We start from the raw sequence: 17,399 nt of genomic DNA on the forward strand, positions 1-17,399 counted from the left end.
AAGGACCTGATCTAGTCCGGCGGCGAGTGGATCTACTCGGTCGAGCTCGAGGGCGCCATCACGGCCCACCCCGACGTCGTCGAAGCGGCGGTGATCGCCCGGCCGGACCCGCGGTGGATGGAACGTCCGGTGGCGTACGTCGTATTGCGCGAGGGCAGTGCGCTGGGGGCGGGCGAGCTGCTGGCGCACCTCACGCCGATGGTCGCGAAGTGGTGGCTGCCCGACGAAGTCGTCTTCGTGCCCGCCTTGCCGAAGACCGGCACCGGCAAGATCTCGAAGACCGCCCTGCGCGACTCGGCGAGGGCGGGCTGAACAACCTCAGGACGCGGCGGCCCGGAGCTGGTGCAGCCGGAGCCCGAGCTGCAGCTCCAGGTCGTTCTCGTGGCGCCAGTCGGAGCCGAGCACCGTGCCGGCCCGGTCGAGGCGCTTGAGCAGCGTGTTGACGTGCAGGTGCAACGCGCGGGCGGTGGCCGCGACGTTGGCGCGGTGGACGTAGTAGGCGCTGAGGGTGCCGACCAGATCGGTGCCCCGCCGCCGGTCGTATTCGAGGAGCGCGCCGATCGAGCCGGTCAGGAAGCGGTCGAGCTCGCCGGCCCGCTCGGGGTCGAACACCATGGCGTACAAGGCGTACTGACGCGTGGTGGCTCCGGCGTCGGTGTGCCCGAGCGCGCGCAGCACGGCGCCGCAGCGACCGGCCAGGGAGAACGCCCGTGACCAGTCGTGGCCGTCCGCTCGTTCCCCGACGACGATGACGGGACCGCCCAGCGTCCGGCGCAGTCTCGTGTGGACGTCCGCGACGGTCGCCTCGTCGTCGGCGCCGGGCAGGATCATCGTGGCCCGGCCGAGGTGCTCGCCGGCCAGCCCGGCACGCTCCCGGGCGACGTCGTGCAGGTGCCGCGCGAGATCGCCCGGCGGCACCGCGGGGGAGTCCGCGACCACGACCAGGTCCAGCCGGTCGACGTCGATGGCGCGGGCCCGGGCGCGGGCGCGCTGGGCCGGGCCGATCCCGGGACTGCCGAGCATGAGCTCGGTCAGCAGTTCCCCGCTCAGCCGCTCGCCGGCCTCGGCCACGGCCCGCTCCTTGAGGATGAGCAGCCCGAGGATGTGCGTGGCGCGCTCGAGGGTCCGCAGGTCCGTGTCGTCACCGGTGCCCGACGGCCGGCTCCACACGAGCGCGCCGAGGTAGCTGTCGCCGGCCTGGACGGCCGCCACGCTGCGGTCGGTGCCGTCGGAGCCGGACGACGTCGTGCACCGGCCGGTGCGGCGGGCGGCGTCGACCGCGCCCGCCAGGTCCGTCCGGAGTGGACTGTCGGCCCGGTCGAGGAGCGTGACGCTGCCGCCCAGCTGCTCGGCGAGGTGCTGCGCGACGTCGCGCGGGGTGCCGCCGTCCAGCACGACCCCGGTCAGGGCTTCGTGGATCGCCTGGGCCCGCTCGATCTTCCCGTACGCGACCCGCAGCTCCCGCAGGGCGGTCCGGCTCGCTTCGTAGAGCCGGGCGTTGTCGAGGGCGACCGCGGCGTGGTCGGCGAACGCGTTCAGCAGCGCGATCTCCTCGGCCTGGAACGACCGTTCGGAGCGGTCCGCGGCGAACAGCGCGCCCACGGCTTCACCGCGGATGACCAGCGGCACACCGAGCAGCGCGACCAGTTCCTCGGTGCCGACCAGGCGGTCGAAGTTCGGATCGTGCTGGATGAGCGTCGAGGTCGCGTAGTCACGCACCCAGTGCGGGCTCTTGGAGGCCAGCACCTTGCCCCCGAGCCCCACCGTGGCGGGGATGGCCGCCGCGAGGAACTCCGCGGAGATCGTGCCCTCCGACGCGCGGGCCGACAGCCGGCCGTCCGCGCCGACCAGCGAGAGGTAGGTGAAGTCGGTGCCGATCAGGTCGTGGGCGTGGTGGACGATCGACTGCAGCACCTCGTCGAGCTCGCCCAGGGCGGTGAGCGACTTGACGGTGGCGTACAACGACGCCAGTTCGCGCTGCCGGCGCGGTTCCGCCGCACTGGTCACCAGGATCTTCCTCCTCGGCATCGGGTGGGCGAAAGACCCACCGCTGCGGCGGGAGGAGTGGGTGGTCCACACCTCAGCCCACAGCGTAACCGCGTCCTAACATCGCGGCCATCACCCTGCCGGCGCTCCTCGACGAAGGCGGCACCCATGGCCATTCCGCTCACCCAACCCGACGGGCAGTCCGGCACCGCGGTGCCGGCGACCCCGCGCCGGGCCTTCCGCAAACTGCTGGCGGCCGGGCTCATCGGCAGCTCGATCGAGTGGTACGACTTCTTTCTCTACGGCACCGCGGCCGCGCTGGTGTTCCCCAAGGTGTTCTTCCCGCACGCCTCGGCGCTGACCGGCACCCTGCTGGCCTTCAGCACGTTCTGGGCCGGGTTCGTGGCCCGGCCGATCGGCGGGGTGCTGGCCGGGCACCTCGGGGACAAGTACGGGCGCAAGCCGGTGGTCGTCGCCTGCCTGGCGGTCATGGGGGCCGCGACCTTCCTGATCGGCTGCCTGCCCACCGCGGCGAGCGTCGGCGCGCTGGCCCCGACGCTGCTGGTCATCCTGCGGTTCGTCCAGGGCCTGGCGACCGGCGGGCAGTGGGGTGGCATCGTGCTGCTGCTGACCGAATCCGCCAGTCCGAAGCGGCGCGGCTTCGCCGGGACCTTCGGGCAGACGAGCGTGCCGGTGGCCGTGATCGTGTCCAACCTGATCTTCGTCGCCACCAGCGGGCTGATGCCGGACGCCGCCTTCCTCGGCTGGGGCTGGCGCATCCCGTTCCTGCTGAGCGTCGTGATGTTCGGGGTGGTGCTCTACATCCAGGCCAAAGTGGAGGACACGCCGGAGTTCCGGCGGCTGCAGGAAGCCGTGGTGGACAAGGACGGCCCGGTGGTCCGGGCGCCGATCGCCCAGGTCCTGCGCAGCAAGTGGGGGACCATCCTGCTGGGCTGCGGGCTGCTGTCGGCCACCAACAGCCTGTTCTACGTCAGCATTTCCGGGTTGCTCAGCTACGGCACCGGCACGCTCAAGCTCCAGCGCGACTCGCTGCTCGCGGTGGTGCTGCTCAGTTCCGCGGCGATGCTCGCGGCCATTCCCTGGTCCGGGTACCTCTCGGACAAGGTGGGCCGCCGCCCGCTGATCCTGATCGGCGGCCTGGGCGTCGCCCTCTGGGCGTTCCCGTACTTCGGGCTCGTCGGCACCGCGTCCCTGCCGCTGATCTTCGTCGCGGTGGCGGTGGGTTTCGTGTTCCAGTGCCTCACCTACGGCCCGATCGCGAGCTTCCTCGGCGAGCTCTTCGCGCCCAGCGTCCGCTACTCGGGCGCGTCGCTGGCCTACCAGCTGTCGGCGATCGTCGTCAGCGGTGGCACGCCGTTCCTGATGACCGCGCTGATCGCCGGGACCGGGAGCACGTGGCCGGTCGCCGTCTACATCGCGGTGATGGGGCTGATCACCTTCGCCAGCGCGTGGTTCCTGCCGGAGACGAACCCGGCCGAGGTCCGGGCCGACCCGCACGCCGTCCCGGGCGCGCACCTGCACGGGGAGGGGGCGCGATGAGGAAACTCCTCCGGCTCGCCGTGCCGGTGGCCGTGGTGCTGGCGGCGAGCGTCCCCGGGGCCGCCGCCGCGGCTCCCGCCGCCCTGGATTGCGCCGGGCTGGCGGGGTTGCGGATTCCCGCGTCGGTCATGAGCCTGCCGACGAGCGGCGGGCTGGTCACGGCGGCTTCCGTCGTGCCCGGTGACCATTGCCGGGTCGACGCGGACCTCTACCCCGTCGACCCGGCCGCGCCCGCCATCGAGCTGCGCGTCGCCCTGCCCCTGGCCTGGAACCACAAGGCGCTGATGTTCGGCGGCGGCGGGTACGACGGCACCATCCCCGACGTCACGGGGAACGTGCCGTTCGGCCCCGCCGACCGGCCGGCGCCGCTGGCCCGCGGGTACGCCACCTTCGCGAGCGACTCCGGCCACCAGCAGAACCCGGCGCGCCCGCCGTCCCTGGACGGGTCGTTCGGCGCGAACGACGAGGCCTTGGTCAACTTCGCCGCGGGCGACGCCCTGAAGAAGACACGGGACGCGAGCCTGTTCCTCATCCGGCGCGCGTACGCGGCGACGCCCACCGAAGTCTTCTTCGCGGGCGGATCGACCGGCGGCCGCGAGGCACTCGTCGTCGCCCAGCGCTGGCCGTCCGCGTTCGACGGCGTGATTTCCGCCTACCCGGCCTGGAACAACCTGGCCGAGATCCTGGATCTGGGCTACCTGGCGCAGGTCCTGTCGCGCCCGGGGGCGTTCCCCGGCCCCGCGAAGCAGACCCTCCTCCACGACAGCGTCATCAAGGCGTGCGACGGCCTGGACGGGGTCGAGGACAAGGTCGTCTCGAACCCGGGAGGCTGTCGCTTCGACCCGCGCGTGCTGCGCTGCCCGGGCGGGACCGACACCGGCCCGGCGTGTCTGTCGGACGCGCAGATCGGGGCGGTGAAGGCCATGTCTTCGCCGTTCCGGTGGCCGTACCGGATCGCCGGCGGCGAGACCGGCTACCCGGGGTTCCCGTTCCTCTCGGGGGCGGACATGCGGACGCCGTTCCTCGGCTTCGGCACCACCGCACCGGCCGACCCGATGCCGGTGACCAGCGGGTACGGGATGCAGTACTGGGACCAGTGGGTCAAGTACTTCCTGACCCGGAACCCGGGGCAGAACGCGCTGGACATCGATCCCCGGCACCCGGGCAAGTGGCTCGGCCGGATCAGCGCCCTGTCGTCGGTCGAGGACCGCAACAACGCGGACCTGCGCCCGTTCGCCCGCGCGGGCGGCAAGCTGATCCTGCTGCACGGTGCCGCGGACGAGCTGGTCTCCCCGTACTCGACGAGCGACTACTACGAGCGGGTCCGCTCGGTGGTGGGGCCACGGGCGACCGAGGCGTTCCTGCGGTACTACGTCGTGCCGGGGGCCAACCACGCCAACTTCGGAACCCCGGCGTTCGCGGCGGGCTGGGACTCGCTCACGGCGCTCGAACGGTGGGTCGAAACCGGCCGGGCGCCGGTGGGCCAGGTCGTCGCCGACCTGGCCCACCAGCGCACGCGGCCGCTGTGCGCCTACCCGGGCTGGCCCCGGTACCGCTCGGGTGACCCGGACAGCGCCGCGAGTTTCACCTGTGCCCGGTGAAGGGCGTCCCGCCGGCCGGGGGGCCGGCGGGACGCGTCCCCTCGGTCAGCCGATGGCGATCGTGAAGATGTGCATCGCCGCCGTGCCCATGTTCGCTCCGTCGCTGACGTCCGGCAGGGTCACGTACTGCACCGTCTTGCCCGGCTGCAGCGGGATCGGGGCGTAGTACAGGCTCACCTTCTGGTTCAGCTGCCCGCTGCTGTTGTTCAGGTACGGCAACGTGGTGAGGATGTCACCGCCGGTGGCGGCGTTGGACCACCAGTCCGCGAAACTCACCGAGTGGGACTCGGTCGTGCCGTCGGTGTAGGTCACCGTTGCCGTTCCGCTCGGGCTGCCGTAGTCGCCGGCGCCGATCAGGCCCAGCGTGTGGCCGGTGCCGGAGATCGCGATCGTCTGGCCGCCGGCCACGCCGCCCGCGACCACGTTGTCCGGGCTGCCGGTCGGGACGTCCGGCCAGGTGAACGTCAGCCCGTCGTGGGTGAAGGTCGCTCCCGGAGTCAAGCTGGGCGTCGCCGCGGCCAGTGCCTGCGCGGAGAAGCTCGCGTTGCCGCCGTCGAAGTTGCCCGCGCCGGGCGTGGCGTCGTCGCTGATGCCCACGTTGTTGTACGCCGCCGCGAACGACGGGTACGGCGGGTGCGGCAGCAGCACGGTGGTCGCGTCCGTCGAGGTGCCCCGCCCGTTGACCGAGGTGAACGTGGCCTGCGCCGAGAGGTCGAACTTGCCGGGTTCCGCCGAAGCCGGGACGCCGATCTCCCAGGTGGTGCTGACCGTCTGCCCGGCCGCCACGGTGGCGAACGTCGACGGCGTGGTCGCCTTGACGGTCCAGCCGGCCGGCCCGCTGAGCGTCAGGGCGACGTCGCGCAACGGCCGGGCGCCGGCCGGGTTCGGCAGCGTGGTGGTGGCGGTGTACGTCGTGCCCGCCTTCACCCGGTCCGGTGCCGTGAGCGTGAACGGCTGCTCGACGACCACCGGCGTGGTGCCGGTGACGCCGTCGACCGTGACGCTGATCGTCGCGACGCCGGGCGCCACCATCGTCACCTGGCCGGTCCGGCTCACCTGGGCCACGCGCGGATCGCTGCTGCGGTAACCGATCCGGGCCCGCGAAAGGTCGACGAACGACTGGTCGTCGTGCACCGCTTCGACGATGTGGTCGGCCGGCACGTGCTGCCCGGCCTGGGCGGTGTCGTCGGCGATCCACGGGTTCTTCGCCGTCAGGTCGAGGCGCTGGCCCGGCGCGAACACGACCTGGCCCGGCTGCACGGTCACGTACTGGGTCTTCGGCTTGATCGCTCCGGTGACGGCCACCGTGGCGGTGCCGGCGAGGTGGGCGGAGTCGGCGCCGACACCGAACCGGTAGGCGCCGGGGTACACCACTTCGCGGCCCTTCCCCTCGTCCCAGAACGCCAGATCGCTGATCCGCACCGGGATGGCCAGGTGCTGGGTCCGGCCGGGGGCGAGCACGTCGGTCTTCTTGAAGCCGGCCAGGCGCTGCCGCGGCAGTTCCACGCCGGGCACGCCGAACGCCGTGGCCGCGTACAGCTGGGCGACGGTGGCGCCGGGCGTGCTGCCGGTGTTGGTCACGTCCACGTGCACGGTCACCTGCCCGTTCGCGTCGACGGCCCGGGTGTCCGCGTGCACGCGGGAGTAGGCGAACTTCGCGTAGGAGAGGCCGTGGCCGAACGGGTACGCCGGCGTGCCGGTGAAGTACTGGTAGGTCCGGCCGAGGCCGCCGGTCTGGGACGGCGTCAGCCCGTAGTTCTTGATGGCGGGCAGCTGCGAGTCGTCGGCGTACCAGGTGAAGTTCAGGTGCCCGCTGGGGTTCTGCTTGCCGAACAGCACGTCGGCCAGCGCGGTGCCCTGGCTTTCGCCGTTGTACCCGCTGAACACGATGCCCGGAATGCCTTCGGCGTGGCCGAGCGAAACGGCGCCGCCCGCCTGGACGGCCAGCGCGGTCCGGGGGTTGCCGGCCGCCTTGACCTGGTCGATCAGCGAGTCGTAGTTGCCGGGCATGGCGATGGTGGTGCGGTCCCGGCCCTCGGTGGCCACGTTCCCGTCGGTGCCGGCGAACGCCACGACCAGGTCGGCCGTCTTCATCGCGGCCAGGGTCTCCGCCGAGCAGCTCGCCGCCGTGGTCGTGCCGGTGGACGTGCCGCACGCGTCGAACGTGACCGTGGCTCCCGGGTTCGCCGCCTTGACCGCGGACGTGATGCCCTGCACCGCGTTCACCTGGAGCGCGGGTTCGCCGGAGTAGCCGCCGAGGGTGACCTTGCCCGCGAGATCGCCGACGACGACCACGGTGCCGAGCTTGGCCGGGTCGGCGGGCAGCAGCGGCGCGGCGGTGCCGGCGACCGGGTCGTTCTTCAGCAGCACCAGCGAGTTGGCGGCGACCTTCGCGGCCAGCGCCTGGTGCTCGGCGCTCTGGATGACGTCCTTGGTGATCTTCGTGTACGCCACCCGGTCCGGCGGGTCGAACTCGCCGGTCTGCATGCGCGTGGTGAACACGTGCACCAGGGCGTTGTCGAGCACGCCTTCGGAGAGCACCCCGGCCTTGATGGCCTCCTGGATGTTGGCCACGGTCGCTTCCGTGCCGGTGCAGTTGAGCTGGGTGCCCGCGCGCAGCGCGTACGCCTGGCCGCCGGCGGCGCCGGAGACCTGCTGCCCGGTCGCGGTGTTCGTCCACCGGGTTCCGCCGTTGGCGGTGGCCGTGGTCCAGCCGGGCGGCGCCCAGTTGTGGCTGCCGGGCGCGTAGACGTCGCCGACCGCCCCGCAGTCGGAGGTGGTGTAGCCGTCGAAACCGTAGGTGCGCTGGGCGATCGCGTTCGCCGTGTAGGTGTCGGCCGGCGCCGGCGTGCCGTTGATCGCGTTGTACGACGTCATCAGGCCCGACACGTGCGCGTCCTGGATCAGGTGCCGGAACTGCTTGGTGTAGTAGTCGCGGAGGTTGGCCTCGGTCGTGTCCGAGGAGTCCGCGTGCCGGTCGTTCTCGACGTTGTTGAGCGCGTAGTGCTTGGCGGTGGCCGCGACCTTGAGGTACGGCGTCGTCGGCCGGCCGGACGCGGTCTGGCCCTGGTAGCCGTTGACGAACGCGCCGGCCATCTTCGCGACCAGGTACGGGTCTTCGCCGAACCCTTCGTCGGTGCGGCCCCAGCGCGGGTCGCGGTCGAGGTTGACCGTCGGCGCCCAGTAGGTCAGGGAGCCGTAGTTGTTCTTGTCCGGCCCGATGTTGTTCTGCGCGACACCCCACAGCGACTTGTCCAGCATGCCGCGGGCCTCGTCGGAGATCGCCGTGGTCTCCTGCTGGATCAGGTCCGGGTCCCAGGACATCGTGCTGGCCAGGTTGGTCGGGAAGCTCGTGGCGTGCACCCCGCCGGTCGCCGTGCCGTCGTCGGTGTTCGCGCCGAGCGTGTTGAGGCCGTGCTGGCCTTCGCTCCAGTACGTGTACTGCTGCACGCCGAGCCGCGGGATGGCCGGAGCGCTGTTGGTGCGCAGCTGCAGCACCTTTTCGGGCAGGGTCATGCGGGCGACGAGGTCGGCGCCCCGCTCGGCGAAGCTGTAGTGCGTGTCGCGGTAGACCGGCAGCGCGGCGTGCTGCGCCGGGTCCGCCGACGCGGCCGGGACGAGCGTGGCCGCGGTCATGGTGACGGCGAGCAGGGGCACGGCGGTCAGCCGTACCCGTCGCCGGCCGGGGAAGCGCAAGGACATCGGATCTCCGTCGCAGAAGCTCGATGGGCTGAGGGCTCCGGCCGTGCCAGGGGACTGGCGCGCCGCCGGCCGAGGAACCGCCGGTTCGCAGGCTGGTCCGTCACCATCGTTCGCAACGCATCCGGTTCTGGCAAGCAAATCACGGCCGGCCCGGTGTCACCGCTGGCCGAGGCCCGGCGATGGCTGAAAGTTTCACCGGCCGAGGCGGTGCGGGCTGCCGGCTGTCCGGCTCAGAAGCGCCAGATCAGCCAGTGGCCGAGGAGCGCGGTGAGCTTCTTGAGAGACTCGAAGTGCGGACCTTGCACGATGCCCAGGATGACCACGACGGCCATCGACAGACGGCGCAGACTGGCGGTGAACGAGACCGGCGCCCACCTGGATGTCCTGGTCGCCCGCGGCCGGGTGCCGGTGTCCGAAGTGGAGGGTGGGGCGCGGTACGCGCCCTAGCGGATGAGGGTCCAGTAGAGGACGTCGGGAACGGCGACCAGCAGGGCCACCGCGAGCCAATAGCGGGCCGCCCTGAGCTGCGGGGCCCGGAAGGCGAACAAGGCGTTCAAGCCGAACACGAGCAGCCCGGCGAACAACACCGCGACCACGCCGAACCCGATCACGAGCTCCGCGCCGTCGTCGACCACCGTGGAGTCGATCGTGGCCCACCCGAGCTCGCCGGCGATGACCTGCGCTGCCAGCATCGCGAAGGCGACCGGGTAGGCGCAGGGGATGGCCAGCAGGAGGTTGAGCGGTACGCCGATCAGCCAGACCTGGTCGGGGCGGAGCTCGCGGCGGGGCACCCGGCCATCATGCCGGACCACGGGGAGACGTCGGCGCGCGGTCCAGCTCGCCGGTCCGGCCGAGGCGGCCGGCCGAGGCGGCCGGCCGAGGCGGCCGAGCGGGGTGCCGTCGACCATGGCCCGGTGGCGGGGCGTGCCTTCCCCAGCCGGCGCCTCGTCGGCGTCCGGGTCACGGCCGGCGGTGGATCGTGATGGAGTGGCCGACCTCGTCGATCGGCGTGCTCGTGCGGAGCAGCGACCCCAGCCGGTCGTCGGCCTTGGCCACGGCGGAATCCGAGACGACGAGCAATCCGTGCACGGCGTCCGCGGGCACGGCGAGCGGGTCCGCGGCCTCGATGCCGTAGTACGACGGCACCCCGCTGCCCTTGTAGACCAGCCACACCCGCTCACCCGGATAGCGCTGCTTCAGGCGATCGGCCAGCCGGCCCAGGTCCTGGCCCCAGTCGACGTTCGAGTCGTGCAGCTGCCGGTGGGTTTCCGCCGGGCCGCCGAACGCCTCGTTCGAATACGGCAGGTAGTACGGGAACGTGCGCAGCGAGCTGACCGCCGTGAACGCGACCAGCCCCGCCAGGGCGACCGGCGCCCACCGGCGGCGGACGGTGACCACCCCCGCCGCCGCGATGGCCAGGAACATCGGCACGAAGAGCGCGTACCGGACGCCCAGGTCGCGGCTGCCCGTCATGGCCGCGGCCAGCAGCACGGCCGCGGGGACGAGGACGTACGGTGCCGCCGGGCGCAGCCGCGGTACCGCCGGCATCGCGGCGACGCCGGCCGCCCAGAGGGCCAGCGCCCCCAGCGGCGTCTTCACCAGCAGCGCGGCCGGGAGGTAGTACCACAGCGCGCCGACGTGGCGGCTGCCGAACAGGAACGTCGTCCACACCTGGTCTTCGAAGCCGAACTGGACGCGCATCCCGTCGAGGTACGGCCGGGGCAGCGGCAGCAGACCGGCGAGCGAGCGCAGACCCTCGACGGGCGGCAGGCCCGGTGGCGGCACCCAGCGCAGCCGCGGATCGACGACCAGGTACGAAACCCACACCACGGCGATCGCGATCAGCGCAACGCCGATGGCCGCCGCGGCCCCGGCCCCGAGGCGCCGGACCGTCCGTTGTGGACCGGACCCGCGGCGGCCGTGCCAAACGGAGAGCACGACCAGGAGCAGCGCCACCGGAACCGCGGCCAGTGCGCTCATCTTCGTGGCCACGGCCGCACCCAAGGCCAGTCCCGCGAAGGGAAGGTAAAAGCCCGGACGCCGCCGGGCCCGCCACAGCAGCCAGGCCGACGTCACCAGGAAACCGGCCACCGGCACGTCGAGGGTCGCCAGTGACCCGTGCGCGACGATGTCGGGGGAAAGCGCATACAGCGCCAGCGCCACCAGGCCGCCGGCCGGGCCGGCCAGATCGCGGGCGAAGGCGAAGACGACCAGCCCGAACAGCAGCGTCAGCACGATCACCGGCAACCGCGCCAGCAGCATCAGCCGGCCCGGGTCGTGGCCCTGCTCGTAGAGGACGTACCGGCCGAGCTCGGTCTGGTCGCCGGCGAAACCGGCGTCGACGTGCACGTCCGCGAAGGCCAGCCCGGTGGCGATGATCAGCTTGCCCAGCGGCGGGTGCTCGGGGTTGAACCGCAGGCTGTGGTGTTCCAGCGAGAAGATCGCCGTGCCGGCGTACACCGGCTCGTCGATCGTCGGGGTCTGCTTCACGGCCGTCGTGAGCATCGCGACCGCCATCCCGGCGAGCAGCCCGGCCACGGCGAACGCGAGCAGCCACCGCCGCCACCGGCCGGGAGGACGCCCGCCCGCGAGGGGCGGCACGTCCTCCCGGGTCGCTTCGGAGACCACCTCCTGAGGACGTCCGGCGGCGGCGATGGTTGAGCGCGGATCCCTACGCGTCGCCGGCGAGCAGGAAGGCGTCGATGATCGTCTGCTCCACCTTGCTGCCCGCCTGGCCGGTCGCGGTCGCCTTCAGGGACACCGTCTTGGCGCCGGCGGGGTGCACCAGCAGCGCTCCCTTGGCCGAGAAGGGCACCGCGCGCCAAGTCGCGCCCTCGTCGTAGGAAACGCTCAGGGCGGTCAGCTCGGCCGGGCCGCCCGCGTTGTCGTCCACGGTGATCGGGACGTACGTCGGGAGCCGTGCCGGGACGCGGTTGCGGGCGTCGACCGCCGGGGCGTACCGGACGGCCAGCAGCGGCAGGGACGCCGGCGTCGTGCCGGTCACCGTCCCCGACGTGAACGTCCAGTCCGCCACGACCTTCGACGACAGCGCGTTGTCCCGCGTCGCTTCGGTGTGGAGGACGTACACCCCGGAGTCCGGCGGCACCGCGAACGTGCCCTGCCCGGCGCTGTCCGAAGCGCCGATTTCCTTGCCGTCCCGGGACAACGTGGTGTGCGCGCCGGCGACGGGAGTGCCGTCGGAGATCCGGCCGGCGTGCTGGTCGGTGAACATCGGAACGTACACGCCGATCGCGTCCCCCTGCCGGAGCGCGCGGCTGCGCGGACCGGCGGGGAACGCGGGACCGAACACCGCGGCGTTCCAGCGTTCCAGCACCGGGTGGCCGAGGCGGTAGCTGCGCGGCGCGGCGTCCAGCAGCAGGTTGACCCCGTCTTCGGAGAACAGCGGGTACCACTGCTCGCCGGGGGAGTAGAACTCGTCCAGTCCGTACGGGAGGGGACGGGTGATCATGCCTTCCCGCGTCCCGGTCGAACCGGGCTTCGTGACCGCCGCCTCGGTCCGCACCCGGGCCAGGTCCTTGTCCCGCACGGTGAGCGACGGCTTCGCGGGAATCGAGCCGCGCAGGTGGGTCCGCAGGTTGTACAGGTAGCCGCTGGTGCCGAAGCCGCCCGCGCCGTCGGGCTCCGCCGCCTGCACCTCGACGGCGAGGTCGAAGCTGCTCGCCGACGTCGTCGACGGGCGGACGTGGAAGTCGCCGAAATCGGGGATGTACATCCACGAAGTGATGCGTCCCCATGCCGCGTCCCGCTCGAAACCGTAGGCGGCCCGGCCGATCTTCGCCGACGGGCGGTCGGGAAACCGCACGTCGGGGGCGACCGCGGTCCGCGCGTCGACGGTGAGCTCGGTGGGGCCGGTCACGACGAACTCCGGCTCGACCGCGAACACGTACCGCCGGTCGTCGGTCCAGGTGGTGGCCTGGAAGTAGAACCGCCCCTTGGGCACGCGAGCGGTGGCGGTGCTGCCGCCGAAGTCGCGGCGACGGTCGAGATCGGTGAAGCCGTAGGAGAAGTTCTGGGTCGGATTCCCCTTTTCGTCGAGGAAGTTCAGCTTGACGTCGTAGCTTTCCGCTTCGCGGGTCACCGCGATCGGGGTGCGCACGCCGCCGGCGAGCACCGCCCCCTGGTAGCCGCCGTCCGGCGCGGCCACGCGCGTGTCCGCCGTGACCGTCGCCTGCGCGGTCCCGCCCGCGGGGATCGTCAGCGAGCCGGGCGTGACGGTGACCATGCCGGCCGGGGCGGCCGCGCCGTCCGGGCCACGCACGTCGGTCGTGAGGTTCACGGTGACCGCGGTGGAGCCCGCGTTGCGGTAGGTCATCGTGGTGACCAGCGGCTTGTCGTCGTCGTGCGGCCACTGCGCGGTGCCGAGGCTGATGCTCGCCGGGCTCGCGACCACCGGCTGGGCCACGGCCTTCGCCACGTCGACCCGCCCGGCGCCCTGCTCGAACACCGACATCCCGGCGCCCGGTTCGGCGCTGCCCATCAACGCGGCCTTGAGCTCCGGCGCCTGCCAGTCCGGGTGCTGCTGGGCGAGGATCGCCGCCGCGCCCGCCACGTGCGGGGCCGCCATCGACGTGCCGGACAGCCGCACGTGGTACTCGTCGACCGAAGGCGCGCTCGTCCCCAGCACGCTGTCGTGCGCCTTCGCGGCCGCGATCCCGACACCGGGTGCGGTGAGGTCCGGCTTGATCGCCCCGTCGCCGTCGCGGGGGCCGCGGTTGGAGAACGCGGCGAGCTTGTCGTCGCGGTCCACGGCGCCGACGGTCAGTGCGCGGGTCGCCGCGCCGGGGCTGGTCACCAAGGCACCGTCGTTGCCCGCGGCGGCGACGAACAACGTGCCGGTCTGCTCGGTGATCCGGTCGACCGCCAGGGAAAGCGCGTCCGTGCCGTCACTGGGGAACCGGGTCCCCAGGCTCAGGTTCGCCACCTTGGCGCCGTTGTCCGCCGCCCACTCCATCCCGGCGATGATGCCCGACGCCAGGCCGTAGCCGTCGTCGTCGAGCACCTTCCCGTTGAGCAGCCGGACACCCGGGGCGACCCCCCGGTACGTCGCGTCGCGGCCGGTGACGATGGACGCCACGTGCGTTCCGTGTCCGTAGCGGTCGGTGGTGCCGGTGGCGCTGCCGGAGAAGTCCTTCGCGTCGGCGACCACGCCGGTCAGGTCGGGGTTCGCCGTGTCGATCCCGCTGTCGAGCACGGCGACGGTGACGCCGCTGCCGGTCAGCCCGGCCTGCCACGCCGCGGGCGCGCCGATCTGCGGCACACTCCGGTCCAGAGTGCCCCGGACCGGGCTGTCCAGCCAGATCCGCGGCGCGGCGGACTTCAGCGCCGGCGCCAGCAGGTTCGTCCCCTTGACCGCGCGCACGGCGGTCGCGCCGAGGCTCTTCAGCTCCCGCACCGCCTGCAGGCCGGCGGCGCGGGCCGCGGCCGCGCCGCTGCCGACGATCAGCGGGAGGTCACGGCGGGTCTGGTCGTCGTAGCCGAACCCGATCAGCCTGGTGACGTCGAACAGCTGCGGGTCCAGCTGCCCGGCCCGGACGGCGGGCACGGCGTCCTGCGGCGTGACGTGCACGTCCCCGGACACGTCGGTGTGCTGCTCGAACGCCGTCTTCGCGCGGCCCGCACCGGGCAGCACGGAGACCACGCGGGATCCGGCGAGCACCACCCGGTCACCGGTGACCAGCGTGACCGTCCGGGCGGAGCCGGGGTCCGGCGTCGCGGCCGCGGCGCCGGTTCCGGTGATGGTGCCGCTCGTCGCCAGCGCCACGGCAAGGACCGCGGCGACAGGGTGTCTCCAGTTCATGCAACCTCCCAGTCGGATTCCTACGCGGTACACAGTGCCAAGATCGACTCCGGGGTTGCAGGAAACTTTCAACGTTTCGGCCAGACCGGGGTGTGTTCGTCGAAAGTCCGTCGAAACTTTTTGCGTGGCGCTCCGGCGGCGTGCTCTGCTGCTGGTCAAGGGGAACTTCACCGAAGGAGACCACGAATGGCGGAAAGTTCGTCGGACCTGCGCCGCAGGCGCTGGTGGCGGTCGACGACCACTCGAGTGCTGGCGGGCGTGGCGACCGTGGCCGCGACCGCAACCGTGCTGGTGACGGCACCCGGTGCGGACGCCGCGGCCAGTACCCTGGGCGCCGCGGCCGCGCAGTCGGGCCGGTACTTCGGCACGGCGATCGCCGCCGGACGGCTGAGCAACTCGGCCTACACCACCATCGCGGCGCGCGAGTTCAACATGGTGACGCCCGAGAACGAAATGAAGCCGGACGCGACCGAACCCAACCAAAACCAGTTCAACTTCTCGGCGGGCGACCAGGTCTACAACTGGGCGGTCAGCCACGGCTCGCGGGTCCGTGGGCACACGCTCGCGTGGCACGGGCAGCAACCCGGCTGGATGCAGAACATGGGTGGCAGTGCGCTGCGCAGCGCGATGATCAACCACATCCAGAAGGTGATGGCCCACTACCAGGGCAAGCTCGCGTACTGGGACGTCGTCAACGAGGCCTTCAACGAAGACGGCAGCCGCCGTCAGTCGAACCTGCAGGGCACGGGCAACGACTGGATCGAGGTCGCGTTCAAGACCGCCCGCGCGGCGGACCCGTCGGTCAAGCTCTGCTACAACGACTACAACATCGACAACTGGAGCTACGGCAAGACCCAGGGCGTCTACCGCATGGTCCAGGACTTCAAGTCGCGCGGGGTGCCGATCGACTGCGTGGGCCTGCAGGCCCACTTCACCGGCGGCAGCTCGGTCCCGGGCAACTTCCAGCAGACGATCTCCAGCTTCGCGGCGCTCGGCGTCGACGTGGCGCTCACCGAGGTCGACGTCACGAACGCGAACACCTCGCAGTACTCGGCGCTGACCCAGGCGTGCATGAACGTCGCGCGCTGCGTCGGCATCACCGTGTGGGGTGTGCGGGACAGCGACTCCTGGCGGTCCAGCGAGAGCCCGCTGCTGTTCGACGGCAACGGCAACAAGAAGGCCGCCTACAACTCGGTGCTGAACGCCCTCAACTCCGCCGGCCCCGGCCCGACCACGACACCGACGACACCCACGACCACCCCGACGGACACCACGACCCCGACGACCACGCCCACGACACCGGGCGGGGGCAGTTGCACCGCAACGCTTTCGGCGGGGCAGTCGTGGGGTGATAGGTACAACCTCAACGTCTCGGTCAGCGGCTCCTCGTCGTGGACGGTCACGATGAACGTACCGAGTCCCGAGCGGATCAGCTCGACCTGGAACGTCAACGCCACCTGGCCCAGCAGCCAGGTGATGGTCGGGACACCGAACGGCAGTGGCAACAACTTCGGTGTCACCATCATGACCAACGGGAACCGCACCTGGCCCAGCGTCAGCTGCAGCGCTTCCTGAACCGGCGAGGGGTGACCCGGCCGCGGAGTCCGAGCTCCGCGGCCGGGTCATTCGCGGCGCAGGTGGTCGTGGGCCAGCAAGGCCAGGCGGCAGCACAGCCGGTGGCGGTCGTCTTCCAGGGACGCCCCGGTGAGCTGCTCGAGTTTGCGCAGCCGGTTGAGCACCGTGTTGCGGTGGCAGTAGAGCAGTTCGCCCGCGCGGGTGGGGGAGCGGTCCGCGCGGAACCAGGCCCGCAGGGTGTCCAGGAGCACCTGACGCTCCTCGTCTTCCAGGTCCGGGACGCGGCCCAGGGCCCGGGCCGCCAGCCGCTGGGCCAGCCGCGGGCTGGCGACGACCAGCGCCTCGGGCAGCCGATCGTCGAGCTGGCCGCGTACCGGTCGTGGGACATCGGGGCGGCCAAGCTCACCGACCCCCCCGACGTCGACGCGGTGGTGCACTGCGCGGCGTCGGCGACCGACACCGGCGTGGCCCGCGAGGTGTGGCGGACGAACCTGCTCGGCACCCACCACGTGCTGGCGACGTTCCCGGACTGCCGCTTCGTCCACGTCAGCAGCGCCAGCGTGTACGACCCGTACCGGCCGACGGTGCGGGCGAAGGAGCAAGAAGCTCCGGTGGAGAAGTACCTCAACGCCTACGCGGCCGCCAAGGCCGCGGCCGAACAGCTCGTGCTGGCCATCGCCCGCGACGCGGTCGTCCTGCGGCCCCACGCCGTCTACGGCGCCGGGGACACCACCCTCCTACCGAGGCTGCTGGAGAACCTGCGGGGTACCCGGTTGCTGGTTCCCGGCACCGGCCGGGTGCTGGTCAGCATGACCGAGGTGGACGGCCTGGCCCGCGCCTGCCTGCTCGCCGCGACGACCGAACCGGGGTGGCCGAGCGTGTTCAACATCGCCGACAGCGCCCCGGTGCCCATCGACTGGGCCCTGCGCGGCCTGCTGGCCTCGGCGGGCGTGCCGGTGCGGCCGGTCTACGTGCCGGCCCGCGTGCTGGCCCCGCTCGCCCGCGTGTTCCCGGGCGGCCGGCTGAACCGGTACGTCATCAGCCAGTTCGCGATGGAACGCACCCTGGACATCACCGCGGCGATCGACCGGCTCGGCTACCGGCCGGCACCCACGTCGTTCCCGGCGCGCTGAGGCGTGGCGGGTGCGGCGCTGGGG

12 protein-coding genes are annotated in these 17,399 nt (G+C 72.2%); 6 read left to right on the forward strand and 6 right to left on the reverse strand.

Annotated features, from left to right (window positions below):
• The first annotated feature begins 30 nt into the window (after positions 1-30).
• Positions 31-312, forward strand: coding sequence for a hypothetical protein (locus ACFVYA_RS45185; protein WP_387054188.1), 282 nt, complete (start codon positions 31-33; stop codon positions 310-312).
• A gap of 6 nt (positions 313-318) precedes the next feature.
• On the opposite strand, the gene ACFVYA_RS45190 is transcribed toward ACFVYA_RS45185, so the two are convergent.
• Complete coding sequence (locus ACFVYA_RS45190; protein ID WP_387054165.1) at positions 319-2,007, reverse strand: helix-turn-helix domain-containing protein; 1,689 nt, start codon at positions 2,005-2,007, stop codon at positions 319-321.
• Positions 2,008-2,154: 147 nt separating this feature from the next.
• Between ACFVYA_RS45190 and ACFVYA_RS45195 the strand changes: the two genes are divergently transcribed.
• Both ACFVYA_RS45195 and ACFVYA_RS45200 read left to right on the forward strand, forming a co-directional pair.
• Entirely contained in the window at positions 2,155-3,546 is a 1,392-nt protein-coding gene (locus tag ACFVYA_RS45195; RefSeq protein ID WP_387054167.1) for an MFS transporter, read from the forward strand.
• Positions 3,543-5,147: a tannase/feruloyl esterase family alpha/beta hydrolase gene (locus ACFVYA_RS45200; protein ID WP_387054170.1), complete on the forward strand. Its 1,605-nt coding sequence runs from the start codon at positions 3,543-3,545 to the stop codon at positions 5,145-5,147. The genes ACFVYA_RS45195 and ACFVYA_RS45200 overlap by 4 nt, the downstream gene beginning before the upstream one ends.
• 45 nt (positions 5,148-5,192) lie before the next feature.
• On the opposite strand, the gene ACFVYA_RS45205 is transcribed toward ACFVYA_RS45200, so the two are convergent.
• A complete protein-coding gene (locus tag ACFVYA_RS45205) occupies positions 5,193-8,849 on the reverse strand; it encodes a glycoside hydrolase family 3 C-terminal domain-containing protein (RefSeq protein ID WP_387054173.1) in 3,657 nt (1,218 codons plus the stop codon).
• Between the two features lie 315 nt (positions 8,850-9,164).
• Here ACFVYA_RS45205 and ACFVYA_RS45210 point away from each other — a divergent pair, with 315 nt between their 5' ends.
• Positions 9,165-9,296 (forward strand): hypothetical protein, encoded by a 132-nt coding sequence (locus ACFVYA_RS45210; RefSeq protein WP_387054175.1) that lies wholly within the window; start codon positions 9,165-9,167, stop codon positions 9,294-9,296.
• On the opposite strand, the gene ACFVYA_RS45215 is transcribed toward ACFVYA_RS45210, so the two are convergent.
• The 3 genes from ACFVYA_RS45215 to ACFVYA_RS45225 all read right to left on the reverse strand — a co-directional run bounded on the left by ACFVYA_RS45215 (position 9,293) and on the right by ACFVYA_RS45225 (position 14,667).
• The gene (locus tag ACFVYA_RS45215; RefSeq protein WP_387054176.1) at positions 9,293-9,640 is read right to left on the reverse strand and encodes a hypothetical protein; all 348 of its coding nucleotides are present in this window, start codon (positions 9,638-9,640) and stop codon (positions 9,293-9,295) included. The two genes, ACFVYA_RS45210 and ACFVYA_RS45215, sit on opposite strands and share 4 nt — an antisense overlap.
• 169 nt (positions 9,641-9,809) lie before the next feature.
• The gene (locus tag ACFVYA_RS45220) at positions 9,810-11,477 is read right to left on the reverse strand and encodes an ArnT family glycosyltransferase (RefSeq protein WP_387054178.1); all 1,668 of its coding nucleotides are present in this window, start codon (positions 11,475-11,477) and stop codon (positions 9,810-9,812) included.
• 43 nt (positions 11,478-11,520) lie between these two features.
• Positions 11,521-14,667, reverse strand: coding sequence for a S8 family serine peptidase (locus ACFVYA_RS45225; protein ID WP_387054180.1), 3,147 nt, complete (start codon positions 14,665-14,667; stop codon positions 11,521-11,523).
• Positions 14,668-14,853: 186 nt separating this feature from the next.
• On the opposite strand from ACFVYA_RS45225, the gene ACFVYA_RS45230 reads away from it, so the two are divergent.
• Positions 14,854-16,242, forward strand: coding sequence for an endo-1,4-beta-xylanase (locus ACFVYA_RS45230; RefSeq protein WP_387054182.1), 1,389 nt, complete (start codon positions 14,854-14,856; stop codon positions 16,240-16,242).
• A 47-nt stretch (positions 16,243-16,289) separates the two neighbouring features.
• Here the strand turns inward: ACFVYA_RS45230 and ACFVYA_RS45235 are convergent, their stop codons facing one another.
• On the reverse strand, positions 16,290-16,493 hold the full coding sequence (locus ACFVYA_RS45235; protein ID WP_387054184.1) for a helix-turn-helix domain-containing protein: 204 nt from the start codon (positions 16,491-16,493) through the stop codon (positions 16,290-16,292).
• Between ACFVYA_RS45235 and ACFVYA_RS45240 the strand changes: the two genes are divergently transcribed.
• On the forward strand, positions 16,416-17,375 hold the full coding sequence (locus tag ACFVYA_RS45240; RefSeq protein ID WP_387054186.1) for an NAD-dependent epimerase/dehydratase family protein: 960 nt from the start codon (positions 16,416-16,418) through the stop codon (positions 17,373-17,375). The two genes, ACFVYA_RS45235 and ACFVYA_RS45240, sit on opposite strands and share 78 nt — an antisense overlap.
• Positions 17,376-17,399: the final 24 nt, after the last annotated feature.

Origin of the sequence: Amycolatopsis sp. NPDC058278 (assembly GCF_042881395.1) — a bacterium.
In the GTDB taxonomy this organism is placed as follows: Bacteria; Actinomycetota; Actinomycetes; order Mycobacteriales; family Pseudonocardiaceae; genus Amycolatopsis.

What these genes read in the sequence shown, in the direction of transcription:
- ACFVYA_RS45195 (WP_387054167.1), top strand. Translation starts at nt 2,155, where the DNA reads ATGGCCATTCCGCTCACCCAACCCGACGGGCAGTCCGGCACCGCGGTG.
- ACFVYA_RS45200 (WP_387054170.1), top strand. Translation starts at nt 3,543, where the DNA reads ATGAGGAAACTCCTCCGGCTCGCCGTGCCGGTGGCCGTGGTGCTGGCG.
- ACFVYA_RS45205 (WP_387054173.1), bottom strand. Translation starts at nt 8,849, where the DNA reads ATGTCCTTGCGCTTCCCCGGCCGGCGACGGGTACGGCTGACCGCCGTG.
- ACFVYA_RS45210 (WP_387054175.1), top strand. Translation starts at nt 9,165, where the DNA reads ATGACCACGACGGCCATCGACAGACGGCGCAGACTGGCGGTGAACGAG.
- ACFVYA_RS45225 (WP_387054180.1), bottom strand. Translation starts at nt 14,667, where the DNA reads ATGAACTGGAGACACCCTGTCGCCGCGGTCCTTGCCGTGGCGCTGGCG.
- ACFVYA_RS45230 (WP_387054182.1), top strand. Translation starts at nt 14,854, where the DNA reads ATGGCGGAAAGTTCGTCGGACCTGCGCCGCAGGCGCTGGTGGCGGTCG.